Raw genomic sequence first — 17,163 nt, forward strand, 5'->3', positions numbered from 1 at the left:
AATTTTTTTGTTTAAAAGTTTAATAATGGTTTAAGAGTTTACAGGTTTAAGGATTTAAAAGTTGGTGTAATGCCTACTCCCAAAATCCCAACTAAAAACTCCTTACTAAATAACCTTAGCTTCGTTGTGTAACAAACTCACTAATTCATCCAAGTTATCAGCACTTACTAATTTCACCGCTGATTTTGGAGTCGGCTTTTCAAACTTAACCGCTTTCGTGCTGTTATTTGCATCAATTGGTTCTACAACTGTTAATGCTTTTGTACGAGCTGTCATAATTCCTCTCATGTTTGGAATTCGCAAATCTTTTTCTTCAACCAAACCTTTTTGTCCACCTATAATTAATGGTAAAGATGTAGAACTAGTTTCTTTTCCACCATCAATTTCTCTGATTGCTTTAACAGAAGTACCGTCAATTTTTACATCGATGCAAGAATTGATAAAATTATATCCTAATAAACCTGCAATCATTCCCGGAACCATTCCGCCATTATAATCCAATGACTCTTTTCCACAGATAACTAAATCATAGTTACCTTGTTTAATTACTTCCGCTAGTTGTTTTGCAACAAAAAATCCGTCAGTTGGAGCTGCATTTACACGAATGGCTTCATTAGCTCCAATAGCTAATGCTTTTCTTAACGTTGGTTCTGTGTCAGGTCCGCCAACATTTACAACGGTTACTGTTGCTCCTTGTTGTTCTTGAAACCAAACGGCACGTGTCAAACCAAATTCATCATTTGGATTAATTACAAACTGAACACCATTTGTGTCAAATTCAGAATCACCATTAATAAAATTAATTTTTGAAGTAGTATCAGGTACGTGACTGATGCAAACTAATATTTTCATATAATAGGTTTAAGTTATTTTTCGGTTACGAAAGTACAAATAAAATTTCTAATTTTAGTATGCGTGCATAATAAATTTTCAGTAATATATCGTTTTCGTAACCTATTAAAATAGAATTGTGTCAAATTAAGTCTGAAAAATGAAGAATCTTTAAAATTTAAACACAAAAAATGTGCACTATTTTACATTCAAAATATGCAGTAAAGTGATTTTAAATTTTTATTTTTGCCTTTCGTAAAAATGACATTAAGAAAATTTCCATATGAGAACAATTCAATTTAGAGAAGCCATTTGTGAAGCCATGAGCGAAGAAATGCGTCGTGATGAAAGCATTTATTTAATGGGTGAAGAAGTAGCAGAATATAACGGAGCCTACAAAGCTTCAAAAGGAATGTTGGATGAGTTTGGGCCAAAAAGAGTAATTGATACACCAATCGCTGAATTAGGTTTTGCAGGAATTGCCGTAGGTTCAGCCATGAACGGTTGTCGTCCTATTGTTGAATTTATGACCTTCAACTTCTCTTTGGTTGGAATTGATCAAATTATAAATAACGCAGCAAAAATGCGTCAAATGTCTGCAGGACAGTTCCCAATGCCAATGGTGTTTCGTGGGCCAACAGCTTCTGCAGGACAATTAGGAGCAACACACTCACAAGCTTTTGAAAACTGGTTTGCTAATACTCCGGGTCTAAAAGTGGTTGTTCCATCAAATGCTTATGATGCAAAAGGTTTATTAAAATCAGCAATTCGTGATAACGATCCTGTAATTTTCATGGAATCAGAACAAATGTATGGTGACAAAATGGAAGTTCCTGATGGAGAATATACAATTCCTTTAGGAGTAGCTGATATCAAAAGAGAAGGTGCTGATGTAACAATTGTTTCTTTTGGAAAAATTATCAAAGAAGCTTTCATAGCTGCTGATGAATTAGCCAAAGAAGGAATTTCATGTGAAATCATTGATTTAAGAACGGTTCGTCCAATGGATTATGATGCCATTTTAAAATCGGTTAAAAAAACAAATCGTTTAGTGGTTTTAGAAGAGGCTTGGCCGTTCGCAAGTGTTGCTTCGGAAATTACCTATATGGTTCAAGAGAGAGCTTTCGATTATTTAGATGCTCCAATTCAACGAATTACAACAGCGGACACTCCGGCACCTTATTCACCAAGTTTGTTAAAAGAGTGGTTGCCAAACTCAAATGATGTTGTCAAAGCAGTAAAAAAGGTTTTGTATAAATAATCAAAATAAAAACTATATTTGAAACTTCATCAAGGTAATTTTGATGAAGTTTTTTTTTACAAATTGTTATGAATAAAAACCTACTGTTATTTTTTATTTTAATAGCCACTTCTGTCTTTGCTCAAACAAAGGTTAGTGGCGTGGTGTTGGATGAATTCAATCAACCGATACCTTTTGCTAATGTCTATTTCAAAAATTCCAGTGAAGGATTAATCACCAATGAAAATGGTAGATTCTATCTTGAATCACAAAAAAATTACACTACACTAGTTGTTTCATTTATAGGTTTTACAACTGTTGAACTTCCGTTAACAAAATCAGTGACTTATGACATAAAAGTAAATTTGGCAGCCGGCGAAACCTTGCGAGAAGTCGTTTTGATATCCGGAAAAATGTCAAAAAAGAACAATCCTGCTATTGATATTCTTAGAAAAATTTGGGCTCGAAAAAAACAAAATGGATTACGTCAATTTAAACATTATCAGTATGATAAATATGAAAAGGTTGAATTCGATTTGAATACAATTGATAGTGCCATGATGAAAAGTAAGCTTTTCAAAGGAATGGAATTTGTTTTTGAACAAATGGATACTTCTCGAATTACTGGAAAAACGTATTTGCCAATTTTTATTAATGAATCCATTTCTGAAGTTTATGGAAATAATACGATAAACAAAGAAAAGGAAATTCTAAAAGCCAATAAAAATTCAGGATTCAACACAAACCAACAGATAATTGCATTCATTAAAGATTTGTATGCAGAATATGATATTTATGACAATTACCTCAAGTTCTTTGATAAAGACTTTGTGAGTCCGTTGTCTAGAACAGGTATAGATGTTTATAATTATGCATTGACCGACAGTATGTATATTGATAACAAATGGTGCTACAACATTGTTTATTATCCAAGAAGAAAAGGGGAACTGACTTTTAAAGGAGATTTTTGGGTAAATGACACCACTTTTGCTATAAAATCAATCAATATGGCAGTTACCAAAAGTGCCAATATCAACTGGGTTAAAGAAATTTATATCGAACAAGAATTTGATGTGGTAAACGATTCTGTTTTTCTATTAAAAAGAGACCACATGATGTCTGATTTTGCATTCAATAAAAAAGAAGAATCAAAAGGTGTTTATGGAAAGCGAACCACTTTATTTAAAAATCATGCCTTCAATCAAGAAAAGCCGAAAGATTTTTATAAAGAAGAAGTGAATTTTATTGATAATTCAGTCTATGCGAAAAGCGATGATTTTTGGCAGGAAAACCGTTTTGAGAGTTTAAGCAAAGACGAATTAGGAGTTTATAAAATGCTCGATACCTTGCAAACCGTAAAAAAGTTCAAGCAAATGTATAATTTGGTCTCCATTTTAGGAAGTGGCTACATTCAAAAAGGCAACTTTGATTTTGGTCCCATTTTTTCAACGATAGGCTACAATGAAGTGGAAGGAATACGTCTTCGTGTTGGAGGTAGAACTTATTTTGGACAAAATGATCCTTGGCGATTACAATTTTACACCGCATATGGATTTGAAGATGATCAGGTAAAATATGGCCTGTCAGGTAAGGTTTTGTTAAACAAAAAAAACCGATTAATTCTTGAAGTCGGAAACAGAAGGGATATCGAACAGATTGGTGCAAGCTTAACAACATCCAACAATGTGTTGGGTAGAAGTTTTGCTTCATCGGGATTATTCATGGCAGGATCTAATACTAATTTAACAAGTATTAATTTGAGTATGATGTCTTTGAATATTGAGCCGGTTAAAAACCTAACATTAGAAGCCGGAATGTCATATCGAACCTTAAAATCGGCTTCTTCTTCTTTTAGTTTAGATTATTTTACCGATGAAACCTTTACCACCACTGCAAGTGATGTAAAACAATCTGAATTTTCAGTCTCAGTCGATTATACACCAAAAAGAAAAACAATTGGTTATGGAGTTGAACGCAGTATTGTAGATAGTCCTTACAGTAGATTGTTTGTAAACTACAGTCAGGGTGTAAAAGGTGTTTTTGACAGCGATTTTGATTATCAGAAATTACAATTATATTTTAAACAACCTATTCTAGTTGGCGGTTTTGGTCGATTGAATGTGATTACAGAAGTAGGGAAAACATTCGGAGATGTTCCATTGGGATTGATGAGTGTAGTTCCCGGAAACCAATCCTATTTTTTAATTGAAAACACGTTTAATAACTTGAATTTCTATGAATTTGTAACCGATCAATATGCAACTTTTCAATTAGAACATCATTTTTTAGGCAGAATTTTATCTAGAGTACCGGGTTTAAGAAAAATGAATCTTAGAGAAGTAATAGGAATAAAAGGTGTAGTTGGAAGTGTTTCAGATAGCAATAGAAATTTAAATGCATCGAATTTAATTTACTTGGCTCCCGAAAAACCCTATTGGGAATACAGTGCCGGAATAGGAAATATATTTAAAGTTTTCAGAATCGATTTCTCTTGGAGAGGAAATTACAGAGATTTACCCGATGCTAATAATTTTACAGTGAAAGGATCCTTCGGGTTTTATTTTTAATTTAAAAATTTTCAATCCATTTTATTTCATTGTTCTTAATCTTTTATGGACAATATTGTTATTTTATTAAAAGTTGGTTTTAGGCTTAACTTTTAATTGTAAGGTCTTACCTTTGTGTCCCTAATTTTTTGTAAAGAAAAAAGAACTTATGAGTCCAGCAAAACAAAAATCTTTCGATGTATTAATTGAAATACCAAAAGGAAGTCGAAATAAATATGAATACGATTTTGAATTAAAAAAAATCCGTTACGACAGAATGATTTTCTCTTCGATGATGTATCCTGCGGATTACGGATTTATTCCGGAAACCTTAGCATTAGACGGCGATCCATTGGATGTCTTGGTTTTAGTAACCGAACCTACTTTTCCGGGATGTGTGATGGAAGTAAAACCAATCGGTGTTTTCCATATGGCAGACGAAAAAGGGCCTGATGAAAAAGTAATTTGTGTGCCGGTTTCAGACCCAATTTGGAATAAATTAAACGACTTATCCGATGTAAACCCGCATTTACTAAAAGAAATAGAACATTTTTTCAAAGTTTATAAAGATTTAGAACAAAAAAAGGTAGATGTGGAAGGTTGGGGTGATGTGAATGAAGCCAAAGAAATCATTGAACAATGTGTTGACCGTTTTGCTAATTTGGAAAACAAAGTAGCAGGTTTGTTTAGTATTCGTTAAAGATTTTACTATTTTAATAAAAAAAGCAACATTCAATTTAGATTAGTTGCTTTTTTTTATTCCTATTTTGTTACTTTTGCAATCGTTAAAAAAATTATAAAATACATAGTTATGGATTCAATTATGATTTATGTGCCAATATTTATGGCATTATTAGGATTAGCTTTTATGTGGGCCAAAAGAGCTTGGGTTTTAAAGCAAGATGCCGGAGATGGAAAGATGAAAGAGATTTCAGATTACATCTATGAAGGTGCTTTAGCCTTTCTTAAAGCCGAATATCGATTGTTGACTTACTTTGTTATTGGAGCTAGTATTGCATTAGCCGGAATATCATATGTCGTTCCAACAACACATATATTAATAGTGGTGGCTTTTATTTTTGGTGCTGTTTTTTCCGCTTTGGCAGGAAATATGGGAATGAAGATCGCTACAAAAACAAATGTTAGAACAACGCAAGCGGCTCGAACGAGTTTGCCACAAGCTTTAAAAGTTTCTTTTGGTGGTGGAACAGTTATGGGATTAGGTGTTGCCGGTTTAGCTGTTTTAGGGCTAACAGGTTTCTTCATTATATTATTCCATTTCTTTATGAATGGTACCTGGACTTCTACTAGTGACATGACAATCGTTCTTGAAACACTAGCCGGATTTTCTCTTGGTGCTGAATCAATTGCTTTATTTGCTCGTGTTGGTGGTGGTATTTATACCAAAGCTGCCGATGTTGGTGCCGATTTAGTAGGTAAAGTAGAAGCAGGAATCCCTGAGGATGACCCTCGTAATCCTGCAACTATTGCAGATAACGTAGGTGATAACGTAGGTGACGTTGCCGGAATGGGAGCCGATTTATTTGGTTCGTATGTAGCAACTGTTTTAGCAGCTATGGTTTTAGGAAACTATGTGATCAAAGATATGGGCGGTTCAATTGATGATGCTTTTGGCGGAATCGGTCCAATTTTATTACCAATGGCAATTGCCGGTTTCGGAATTTTATTCTCGATCATCGGAACGATGTTAGTAAAAATTAAAGATAACAATGCAAAAGAAAAAGAAGTACAAGGTGCTTTAAACTTAGGAAATTGGGCTTCAATTGTGTTAACAGCTATCTCTTGCTTTGTATTAGTAAAATATATGTTGCCTGAAACAATGAATATGGAATTCTTTGGTGAAGGTTTAAAAGAAATTTCATCAATGAGAGTATTCTATGCTACCATTGTTGGATTATTTGTTGGAGGTGTTATTTCATCTGTAACTGAATATTACACAGGATTAGGAACAAAACCGGTTTTGGCAATTGTACAAAAATCATCAACCGGAGCAGGAACAAACGTAATTGCCGGTTTGGCAACGGGTATGATTTCTACTTTTCCAACGGTATTAATTTTTGCAGGTGCTATTTGGGCTTCGTATGCATTAGCTGGTTTCTATGGTGTGGCTTTAGCTGCTTCAGCTATGATGGCTACAACTGCAATGCAATTAGCTATCGATGCATTCGGACCAATTTCTGATAATGCCGGTGGTATTGCTGAGATGAGTGAATTACCTAAAGAAGTTCGTACACGTACCGATATTTTAGATTCTGTTGGAAACACAACGGCTGCAACCGGAAAAGGTTTTGCAATCGCTTCTGCAGCTTTAACTTCATTAGCGTTATTTGCGGCGTATGTAACTTTTACTGGTATTGACGGAATCAACATCTTTAAAGCTCCAGTTTTAGCGATGTTGTTCGTAGGTGGAATGATTCCGGTAGTTTTCTCTGCTTTAGCAATGAATTCAGTTGGAAAAGCAGCGATGGATATGGTGTATGAAGTGCGTCGTCAGTTTAAAGAAATTCCTGGAATCATGGAAGGAACAGGAAAACCGGAATACGGCAAATGTGTTGAAATTTCTACAAAAGCGGCATTACGCGAAATGATGTTACCTGGAATTTTAACGATTGGTTTTCCTATTTTAATTGCAGTTTTACCTAGTTTATTAGGATACGACAATAAATTAATTGCTGAAATGTTAGGTGGTTATATGGCTGGTGTTACGGTTTCTGGTGTACTTTGGGCTGTGTTCCAAAATAATGCCGGTGGTGCTTGGGATAATGCTAAAAAATCATTTGAAGCAGGTGTAATGATTAATGGAGAAATGACTTATAAAGGTTCAGATGCTCACAAAGCTGCCGTAACCGGAGATACTGTTGGTGACCCATTTAAAGATACATCTGGACCATCGATGAACATCTTAATCAAATTAACTTGTTTAATTGGATTGGTAATTGCTCCAATTTTAGGAGGTCACGATGCCGTTACGGTTGTGGAAGAAGTAGAAGCTATTGAAGTTGTTGATGCAGTTGTAAAATCTGAAAACAAAGAAATCTCAATTGATAAAACAAAATCAGCTGATGGTGTTGTAACCGCAAATGTTACAATTAACACAACTGTGGACGGTGAGTCAAAAACTGCTACTCAAACTTTTGAAGGAACAGAAGAAGAAGTTAACGCAGCAATCGAAGAATTCAAAAAGCAATAAATTACTTTTATGATATAAAAAATCCCGTTTCTTGGTTTAGAAACGGGATTTTTTTATGATTTATCTAAAATAATCCGTTAAGTTCAGCGTCAATTCTGTTTAAAATCATTCCTAAATCTTCAGGATTATCAACAAAATTTATGTTATCTACATCAATAATAAGTAGTTTGCCTTTGTCATACGTTTGAATCCAAGCTTCATAACGTTCGTTTAATCTACTCAAATAATCAATAGAAATGGTGTTTTCATATTCTCTTCCTCTTTTGTGAATTTGACTTACTAAATTAGGAATAGAACTTCTCAAATATATTAGCAAATCAGGAGCTTGAACCATGCTTTCCATGAGTTCAAAGAGGGATATGTAATTTTGAAAATCACGATTGGTCATTAAACCCATTGAATGCAAATTGGGAGCAAAAATATGAGAGTCTTCATAGATGGTTCTATCTTGAATTATCTTTTTTCCACTTTGTCTGATTTGTAAAATCTGACGAAATCTACTGTTCAAAAAATAAATCTGTAAATTGAATGACCAACGTTCCATCTGATGATAGAAATCATCCAAATAAGGATTGTCAACTACATCTTCAAAATGAGGTTCCCATTTAAAATGTTTGGCTAACAATCTGGTTAAAGTGGTTTTTCCGGCTCCGATATTTCCTGCTATGGCTATGTGCATTATGGTAATTGTATTTTAAAAGTGCTTATTTCACGGTCTGTAAAAATAGTCAAAATTTGCTCTTTATAGCTAAAACTTTTGAACGATTTTCTATCTATTGTAATAGGGTTGGTTTCATTTTTACTACTATCTACCAGATACAGTTGATTGTCTTTTGAATAAATATATTCTTGAGTTGATATAAATTTTATTTCATCTGCAATAGGAATTTTGCCTAAAGAATTTATTTTTCCAAACAAATCACAACTATAAGCATGGTTTAAAATATCAACCCAATAAAAATGATTGTAATCACTTTGATATAATTTAATAGAAGTAGAAAACGGAGTGGCCAACGGTTGGAAATTATTTTTAACCAAGTCAAACAATCCCAATTGTTGAGTAAGGTTATTAAAAAGCCACAACTTATTTTGTGCTGCAATCCCAAAAGCACTGGCTACTATTGGCGTTTGATTTTCGGAGAAATTGATTTTTTGAATTTCGTTGAGTTGATTGTCTACAATAATAATAGTATTGAAATCTTCATATAACAGTATTATTTTTAATGGATTCAAAAGGTCAACTTTCGTAATTTTTCCTAATGCAACATTTTTATATTGAAATAGTTCCAGATTGTCATTTTTAAAAAAAACATTGTTTTTAATATAGTAATTAAAGCCAAACTTATCTTTTCCAACAAAAGTGTCAGCATCTAAAAATTCAGTTGCTATGAATGAGGTAGCAATTGATTTCTCCTGTGAGAAAATAGTAGTAGAGATAATGACAATAATAAAAAGGAAATAAATTTTCATAAACACGAAGATACAATTAAACCTTTAATTATAGATTAAGTCAAATAAAGAATAATTTAACAAATGTTTGGTAACTATATTTGATATTTAAAGACATATTTGTTAACGTAATTTTGTAATTTTTAACTTATGAATAAAATAGTCTCACTTTCTCTAGTTGTATTTGGTTTATTTACGACTATTCAAGCTCAAGATTTTCAAGGAATGGCTGTATATGAATCAAAAACAAGTACGGCCGATATGACATCCGGTTTTAGAGGAAATCGTGAAATAACTCCTGAAATGCAAAAGCAAATTGAAGAACGAATGAAAAGCATGTTTGAAAAAACTTTTATTCTGAACTTTGATAAAACCGCTTCAATTTATAAAGAAGAAGAACGTATTGAGCAACCTGGACAAGGAGGTGGCATGCGTTTTATGTCATCTATGTTAGGAGGTGGAGGAACGCATTATAAAAATGTAAAAGAAAAAACCTTTTCGGTCGACAAAGAATTTATGGGAAAAGAATTTCTGGTTAGTGATTCGTTACCCAGATTAGATTGGCAACTAAGTGGCGAAACAAAACAAATAGGAAATTATTTGTGTTTCAAAGCTACTGCAGTTCGCAAAGTAGAGCAGTCTGATTTTAGAAATTTCAGAAGAAATGCTACTGCAAAAGAGGAAAACAAAGACGAAAAGAAAGAAGAAACTAAAGAGGAAAATAAGGAAGAGAAAAAAACAACCAATTTTACAGATGGTTGGGAAATGCCAAAAGAAGTGGTCGTTACTGCTTGGTATACGCCAGACATTCCAGTTAGTCAAGGTCCGGAGAGTTATTGGGGTTTACCTGGTTTAATATTAGAAGTTAGCGATGGAAAAACAACAATCTTGTGTTCTAAAATAGTAATCAATCCAAAAGAAAAAGCATCCATAAAAGCTCCAAAAAACGGTAAAGTTGTCACGCAACAAGAATATGATAAAATTGTTACCGAAAAAATGGAAGAAATGCGTCAAATGAATCAAGGTCAAGGTGGAAATAGAGGTTTTCAAATGAGAGTTGGCGGATAATAACGCTGTAACTTTTATTTCATTTTATCAAGACATTCATTATGACAAAAATTAAATTAGCATTTTTATTTTTAGTAGTTGCAACAGGTATTCAAGCTCAAAGTATCAGATTTGAAGGTGTTATTCAAGACACATTAGGCAAACCCTTGGAAATGGCAAATGTTATGGCCATCAATCAAGAAACAAAGGGAATGGACGGCTACGGAATTACCAATGACAAAGGTAGGTTTCAATTAAGTTTAAAAGCCAATTCCAAATATACAATAAAAGTTAGTTATATAGGTTTTCAAGCTTACGAAACTACTATAGAAACAACAACAGAAGATGTTCAACAACGAATTTCTTTAAAAGAAGGCGGTTTTGCTCTTGATGGTGTTGAAGTGGTTCAGGAAATGCCTGTTTCCATAAAAGGGGATACCATTATTTATAATGCCGATTCATTTAAAACGGGAACAGAACAAAAACTGGAAGATATTCTAAAAAGACTTCCCGGCGTTGAGGTTAATGCTGATGGTGAAATTGAAGTAGAAGGAAAGAGAGTCACACAAATGTTAGTTGACGGAAAGAAATTCTTTGAAGGGGATACTAAACTAGGTTCCAAAAACATTCCCTCAGATGCGGTTGATAAAGTTCAGGTTTTAAGAAACTTCACAGAAGTAAGTCAACTTCGAGGTTTGGAAAACAACAATGATGACGTTGCTATTAATATTAAACTGAAAAAAGGGAAAAATAAATTTTGGTTTGGAGATATTTCTGCAGGAGCCGGACCTGATGAACGTTATGTAGTAAATCCAAAATTGTTTTATTATAGTCCAAAAACCAGCATCAATATTTTGTCAAATTTCAACAACATTGGCGATGTTCCGTTTTCTCTTAGAGATTATTTCAGATTAACAGGAGGTTCACGAAACACTATCGCAAGAAGTGGAACAAATTTTAATGTGTCAAGCAATGATTTAGGAATTTCAACGCAACGAAACGATAGAGCAGAAGAAATAGACAATAAATTTGGTGCAATTAACGTAACGCAACAAATTTCAAAAACTTGGAATATTAGTGGATTTGGAGTTTTATCTTCAAACAAAACAACTACTAATACACAATCGCGTAACGGAATTTTTCAACCCAATTCTACAGAAATTTTAACTCAGGAAAGCAGATCAGATTTGTCAAATGTTAGAAATAATTTGGCGATTTTTAAATTTGGATCTAAATTTAAACCCAATGCCGCTTTTCAGTTTGATTATGATGTTTCTATGAGAAAGTCATCACAATCTGAAGATAATGCTGTTTTCTCAAATTCGATAACTTTTAATCCGGATGGAAATTTAGAGCAAACCAACACTGTTTTTTCATTTAAAGAACAAGATCCAATTGCTGTAAACCAAAGTTTAAATATGTTTTGGACACAAAATGACAAAAACACTTGGGCTCTTGAAATGCAACATTTGTATCAAGATGAAGATCCGTTCTATAATCCCGATTTAGCAAATGACCCTTTTCCTGTAATTGGTTTTGATGGTGATCAAAGTAGTTTTAATATCAATCAAAATCGTTTTGTCAAGACCAATAAATTGGATGCAAAAATTGATTATTACTATTCGTTAAATTTGAAATCGATTTTTAATATCACTCTTGGAAATACCAATTCTTATCAGAGTTACAATTCAAGTATTTTTCAACTTTTAGATAACGGAACACAATTTTCAATTGATAATGATTTGTATAAAAACCAAGTTCAATACAGTTTTAATGATGCCTACATCGGAGCTCATTATAAATTTATCACAGGGAAATTTACGTTTAATCCCGGACTAACATTTCATAGATACAATACCTATAACGACCAGCTAAACTCAAGAGTTCGCGATGATTTCAGTAGGCTTTTGCCGGATTTATTTGCTCAATATCAAATAAAAAAATCAGAATCACTGACATATAATTTTAGAATGGCCAATATTTTTAGTGATATCAATTCCTTTACTCAAGGGTTTACTATCAATAACTTTAATGCTCTGGGAAGAGGTAATCGATATTTAGAAAATGCTTTACAACAAACACATTCGTTACGCTATTTTAAATATAACTTATTTAATTTTACATCTATTTTTGGAAATTTAAACTATTCTAAAACAACAGATCCTGTAGTCAACAGAGTGTTTTTCAATCAAATTTATCAAATTAGTGAGCGTGCAAATTTAGATGTAGAAAATGAAAGTGTTAATGGAAATATTGGTTACCAACGTTCGTTCATGAAATTTTACAAAGCATCGGTTGGTTTAAATATGAATTGGTCGCGATTCAATACACGTCGTATAAATAGTGCTGACCCTGAAAATCCTGATGCCGATTTAATTCAAACAACAGAATCATTTGGTCAATCTTATAGGGGTTCATTAGGAACTCAATTTAAAAAATGGCCTAATGTAGAAGTTGGTTATGCGGTAACTTTAAATGATTACCAAGGCGAAACTTTTAAAACACAACAACCTTTTGTGAAAGTAGATTATTTCTTCTTGGACGGATTTTCATTTGTTGCTAATTATGATTATTATAATTATAGCAATACATCAGGAACGGTTGACAACAAATACGATTTCTTGAATGCAAGTTTGAATTACAGAAAGAAAGATGCAAAAATGGAATATCGAATTGGAGCAACAAACTTACTTAATACAGGTTCCTTAAATGACGATAGTTTCAATCAAACGGGATTCAGAACTTCGCAATATTTTGTGCAACCTCGTTATATAATTTTCTCCTTGAAGTATAATTTATAGTATAAAATTGAACCTAAAATAAAAAGGCTTCTGATTTTGTTTCAGAAGCCTTTTTAGTATAATATAAATTAATTTACAGTTTAAAAGCTGCTTTAACCTGATCTACAAAATCTAGTTTTTCCCAAGTAAACAATTCCACTTCAACGGTTTTTGATAAACCTCCCGGTGCTGTAAAAGTTTTCGTTACGGTTTCAGGTTTTCTTCCCATATGACCATAAGCTGCAGTTTCACTATAGATAGGATTTCTTAATTTCAAACGTTGCTCAATAAAGTAAGGACGCATATCAAAAATGCTTTCAACGATAGAACTGATTTCTCCGTCTTTTAAATTTACTTTTGCCGTGCCGTAAGTGTTAACATTAATTGATGTTGGTTTTGCCACTCCAATGGCATAAGAAACTTGTACTAATATTTCATCACATAATCCCGCAGCGACTAAGTTTTTAGCAATATGACGGGTAGCATAAGCTGCAGAACGATCCACTTTAGATGGGTCTTTCCCTGAAAAAGCACCTCCGCCATGAGCACCTTTTCCACCATAAGTATCCACAATAATTTTTCTTCCGGTTAAACCGGTATCACCATGTGGACCACCAATTACAAATTTTCCGGTTGGATTGATGTGATAGGTGATGTTGTCATTAAATAAATGAGCATATTGTGGGTATTTAGCTTTAATTCTTGGAATTAAGATAGCAACTAAATCACTTTTGATTTTAGCCAACATTTCTGCTTCCGGTCCAAAATCATCGTGCTGCGTTGAAATTACAATAGCATCAATTCTAACAGGTTTGTTATCGTCTGAATATTCTAGAGTCACCTGTGATTTTGCATCAGGACGTAAATAGGTAATTTCTTTGTTTTCTCTACGTAAATTGGCTAATTCAATTAAAATTGCATGCGATAAATCCAATGCTAAAGGCATGTAGTTTTCAGTTTCATTTGTGGCATAACCAAACATCATTCCTTGATCACCGGCACCTTGGTCTTCTTTGTTAGCTCTGTCAACACCTTGATTAATATCGCTCGATTGCTCATGTATTGCAGATAAGATGCCGCAAGAGTTGGCCTCAAACATGTATTCACTTTTGGTGTAACCAATTTTTTTAATAACATCTCTTGCAATTTGCTGTACATCTAAATAGGTGTTCGATTTAACTTCACCTGCTAGAATCACTTGTCCGGTTGTAACTAAAGTTTCACAGGCTACTTTTGATTCCGGATCAAATGCTAAAAAGTTATCAATTAAAGCGTCACTGATTTGATCGGCTACTTTGTCAGGATGTCCTTCACTTACCGACTCTGACGTAAATAGATATGCCATAATTATTTTTTTAATTTTACTGAATTACTTCAGGATTAATAAATATAAACTAGGAAAAAAAGGGGAGACTGCAAAAAATAACTAAAGTAGAAAGCTGCTTTAGCATTTTTTAACGAGGTTGCAATCAGTACAAATTTTTCCTCTCATTTGAATTTGCAAATGTAGTAAAGCAATTTAAATAGCAAAATTAAAATTTGATTTAATTATGTTTGAAACTCTAAATTTTGTTTCAATTTCAAAAATAAAGTTAAAAAACATAGCAATTGTTTTAGGTCTGATTTTTTATTATAACTTTGGTAAGTTTAAAACTATAAAAATTTTAATTTATGAAAAAATTATTACTTTCTCTTTTGATGGTCTCATCAACATTAGCATTTTCTCAAGTATTAAAAAATGAAAATTTTAATACATTTACTGTTGGTAATATTGGAACTGATTTAACTGGCGTTACAGCTGGTCAGGGCGGTTGGTTTACCTTTAATCAGGCAGGTGGAACAAACGGTGGAAATAACAACTATCAAGTTGTTGTAGAAGGTGGGGTTTATGGAAATGTGTTTCAATTTACTGGCTCAGATGCTGCTCCCATTACAAATGCTTCGGGAGGAAAATTTATGTGGCAAAATGATTTGACAACCGTTTGGGCTACAAGAACCGCAGGAAATAACATTATTGAAATTGAGTTTGATTATTTCACAGGACCTACAACAGCAAGTACAAACTCTTTCAGATTGTACATTTACAGTGCTGAGGCAGCCCCTAGAGTGTTAGCTGGTATTGGTATTACAAAAAATGCTACGGTATCATCTGTGGCATATCCAAATGTAGTTAATGGATTTGGTCATTGGACATCTACACCGGGTACAGGTACATATTCTTTTGGATTAGGACCTAATGCTACTACTCCAATATCTTTGACTGCAAATACTTGGGTTAAATTAGGCTTTAGCTTTAACGTAACAACTGGTCAAATAAGATGGAAAGGCCCTGGATTTGACGCGTCTTTCAGTGGAAGTGTAGATTTTCCTGTAACAACTGCTGGAACTGCGCCAGGTGAGATTGATTTTATTGCTTTAGCAGGAACTGCTAATACAGTCGCTTCTGTTTCTAAATTTGATAATTATCTTGTTAAAGCAAGCAATGCAGACACATTATTATCTATTGATGATCAAGCTTTAGTTTCTAGTGAAATTTCGGCTTACCCAAACCCTACAAAAGATAGTTTTGTAATTGATACAAATGATTTAGGTTTGGTTAATTCAATATCTTTAACTGATATCAATGGTAGAGTAGTTAAAAACATTACTTTTGATGGTGTATCTGGTTCTACTAATGTTGATATTTCTGATTTAAATTCAGGGATGTATCTTCTAACAGTAAAAACAGATAATGGAGTTGGGACAACGAAAATTATTAAAAATTAATTTTTTTTATATAAATTTTAGAAACCGGATAAGAGATTATCCGGTTTTTTTTTGGTAGATATAATCTAGATGAAATTGTTAAACTTGTTGATTGATTATATAACTTGTTGATTTTATTATAATTGTATGATATTTTTTATTAGTTTTGTAATTATTAACTTAATCTTTTTACATATGAAAAAACTATTACTTTCTGTCTTTACAATCATTACTCTATCTACAAATGCTCAAACTGTATTGTTTGAAGATAGTTTTGAAACTTATGCCGACTTTATTGTTTCAGGAATAGGAAACTGGACAAATTTAGATGTTGATTTACGGCCAACTTATGGTTTTGAAGGTGTTACTTTTACAAACTCTAATGCAGCAAAGGCTTTTCAGATATTTAATTCTACAACTACCACGCCTCCATTAACCCCTTCAGCAACAAGTAATTGGTCGGCAAGAACGGGAGTTAAGGCTGCGGTATGTTTTGCAGCAGTTCCTAACGTATCAGTATCAGCTAATAACGACTGGCTAATATCTCCGCAAATTCAACTAGCTCCTTCCGGAAACACCCTTTCATTTTGGGCAAAATCTTGTGATACCCAGTATGGGCTTGAAAAATTTAGAGTTGGAGTTTCAACGACTGGTACTGCTCCAGCAGATTTCACTATAATTTCTGCTGGCAATTTTATTACAAACCCTGCTACTGCTGCCTGGGTCGAATATACATTTTCCTTAGGTGCTTACAATAGTCAAAATGTATATATTGCTATAAATTGTGTTTCTGATGATCAATTTGGATTTGCTGTTGACGATTTTAAAGTTACAACGACAGATTTGAGTGTAAACGAATTTGCCAAAAACAATTTTTCATTATATCCAAATCCTTCGAAAGATAATTTTACTTTAGATACTAATTCAGCAGTAATGAGTTCTATTCAGATCACTGATGTTAATGGTAGAATTGTAAAAAACATAAATCTATCAGGTGTTTCAAATACTTCAGTTGATGTTACCGATTTAACTTCAGGTATGTATTTTGTTTCAGTTGAAACTGATTTAGGAAAAGGTACTACCAAAATAGTTAAAAACTAATTAATTTTTAAATATAAATTAATCCGGACTTAGTTCCGGATTTTTTTAATTTATTTTTCCGTAATATTTAAAAAAATTAGAATAAAAATCTATTAAATTATTTTTAAGAAACAAAATTTAGAAAAATAATCTAAATTATTTTTTTATTTAGAAAATGTTTCTACATTTGCCAAATCAATTAATGAAATAATGAAATAATGAAATTTACAATTT

The 17,163-nt window shown here is 32.9% G+C and carries 12 protein-coding genes; 8 read left to right on the forward strand and 4 right to left on the reverse strand.

Annotation, left to right across the window (positions count from 1 at the left end; genetic code table 11):
• Positions 1 to 105: 105 nt before the first annotated feature.
• Positions 106 to 852, reverse strand: a complete 747-nt coding sequence (locus IEV15_RS04370) for an electron transfer flavoprotein subunit beta/FixA family protein (protein WP_188361282.1) — start codon at positions 850 to 852, stop codon at positions 106 to 108.
• 262 nt (positions 853 to 1,114) lie between these two features.
• On the opposite strand from IEV15_RS04370, the gene IEV15_RS04375 reads away from it, so the two are divergent.
• The 4 genes from IEV15_RS04375 (at position 1,115) to IEV15_RS04390 (ending at position 7,828) form a co-directional block, all read left to right on the forward strand.
• Positions 1,115 to 2,092, forward strand: a complete 978-nt coding sequence (locus IEV15_RS04375) for a pyruvate dehydrogenase complex E1 component subunit beta (RefSeq protein ID WP_188361283.1) — start codon at positions 1,115 to 1,117, stop codon at positions 2,090 to 2,092.
• Positions 2,093 to 2,160: 68 nt separating this feature from the next.
• Positions 2,161 to 4,638, forward strand: a complete 2,478-nt coding sequence (locus IEV15_RS04380; protein ID WP_188361284.1) for a DUF5686 and carboxypeptidase-like regulatory domain-containing protein — start codon at positions 2,161 to 2,163, stop codon at positions 4,636 to 4,638.
• Between the two features lie 148 nt (positions 4,639 to 4,786).
• Positions 4,787 to 5,317, forward strand: a complete 531-nt coding sequence (locus tag IEV15_RS04385; RefSeq protein WP_188361285.1) for an inorganic diphosphatase — start codon at positions 4,787 to 4,789, stop codon at positions 5,315 to 5,317.
• 111 nt (positions 5,318 to 5,428) lie between these two features.
• Positions 5,429 to 7,828, forward strand: a complete 2,400-nt coding sequence (locus IEV15_RS04390) for a sodium-translocating pyrophosphatase (protein WP_188361286.1) — start codon at positions 5,429 to 5,431, stop codon at positions 7,826 to 7,828.
• Positions 7,829 to 7,892: 64 nt separating this feature from the next.
• Here IEV15_RS04390 and IEV15_RS04395 read toward each other — a convergent pair whose 3' ends face one another.
• The gene (locus IEV15_RS04395) at positions 7,893 to 8,507 is read right to left on the reverse strand and encodes a deoxynucleoside kinase (protein WP_188361287.1); all 615 of its coding nucleotides are present in this window, start codon (positions 8,505 to 8,507) and stop codon (positions 7,893 to 7,895) included.
• Positions 8,507 to 9,298 carry a hypothetical protein gene (locus IEV15_RS04400; protein WP_188361288.1) on the reverse strand — a complete coding sequence of 264 codons (792 nt, stop codon included), beginning with the start codon at positions 9,296 to 9,298 and terminating at the stop codon, positions 8,507 to 8,509. Before IEV15_RS04400 ends, IEV15_RS04395 begins: the two co-directional genes overlap by 1 nt.
• Positions 9,299 to 9,427: 129 nt before the next feature.
• Here IEV15_RS04400 and IEV15_RS04405 point away from each other — a divergent pair, with 129 nt between their 5' ends.
• Complete coding sequence (locus tag IEV15_RS04405) at positions 9,428 to 10,345, forward strand: GLPGLI family protein (RefSeq protein ID WP_188361289.1); 918 nt, start codon at positions 9,428 to 9,430, stop codon at positions 10,343 to 10,345.
• Positions 10,346 to 10,386: 41 nt separating this feature from the next.
• A complete protein-coding gene (locus IEV15_RS04410) occupies positions 10,387 to 13,125 on the forward strand; it encodes a TonB-dependent receptor (protein WP_188361290.1) in 2,739 nt (912 codons plus the stop codon).
• A gap of 73 nt (positions 13,126 to 13,198) precedes the next feature.
• Here the strand turns inward: IEV15_RS04410 and metK are convergent, their stop codons facing one another.
• Positions 13,199 to 14,449 carry a methionine adenosyltransferase gene (gene metK / locus IEV15_RS04415; RefSeq protein ID WP_188361291.1) on the reverse strand — a complete coding sequence of 417 codons (1,251 nt, stop codon included), beginning with the start codon at positions 14,447 to 14,449 and terminating at the stop codon, positions 13,199 to 13,201.
• Positions 14,450 to 14,775: 326 nt separating this feature from the next.
• Between metK and IEV15_RS04420 the strand changes: the two genes are divergently transcribed.
• Positions 14,776 to 15,870, forward strand: coding sequence for a T9SS type A sorting domain-containing protein (locus tag IEV15_RS04420; protein ID WP_188361292.1), 1,095 nt, complete (start codon positions 14,776 to 14,778; stop codon positions 15,868 to 15,870).
• Between the two features lie 174 nt (positions 15,871 to 16,044).
• Complete coding sequence (locus IEV15_RS04425) at positions 16,045 to 16,950, forward strand: T9SS-dependent choice-of-anchor J family protein (protein WP_188361293.1); 906 nt, start codon at positions 16,045 to 16,047, stop codon at positions 16,948 to 16,950.
• Positions 16,951 to 17,163: the final 213 nt, after the last annotated feature.

This window comes from Flavobacterium orientale (genome assembly GCF_014638005.1).
GTDB lineage: Bacteria > Bacteroidota > Bacteroidia > Flavobacteriales > Flavobacteriaceae > Flavobacterium > Flavobacterium orientale.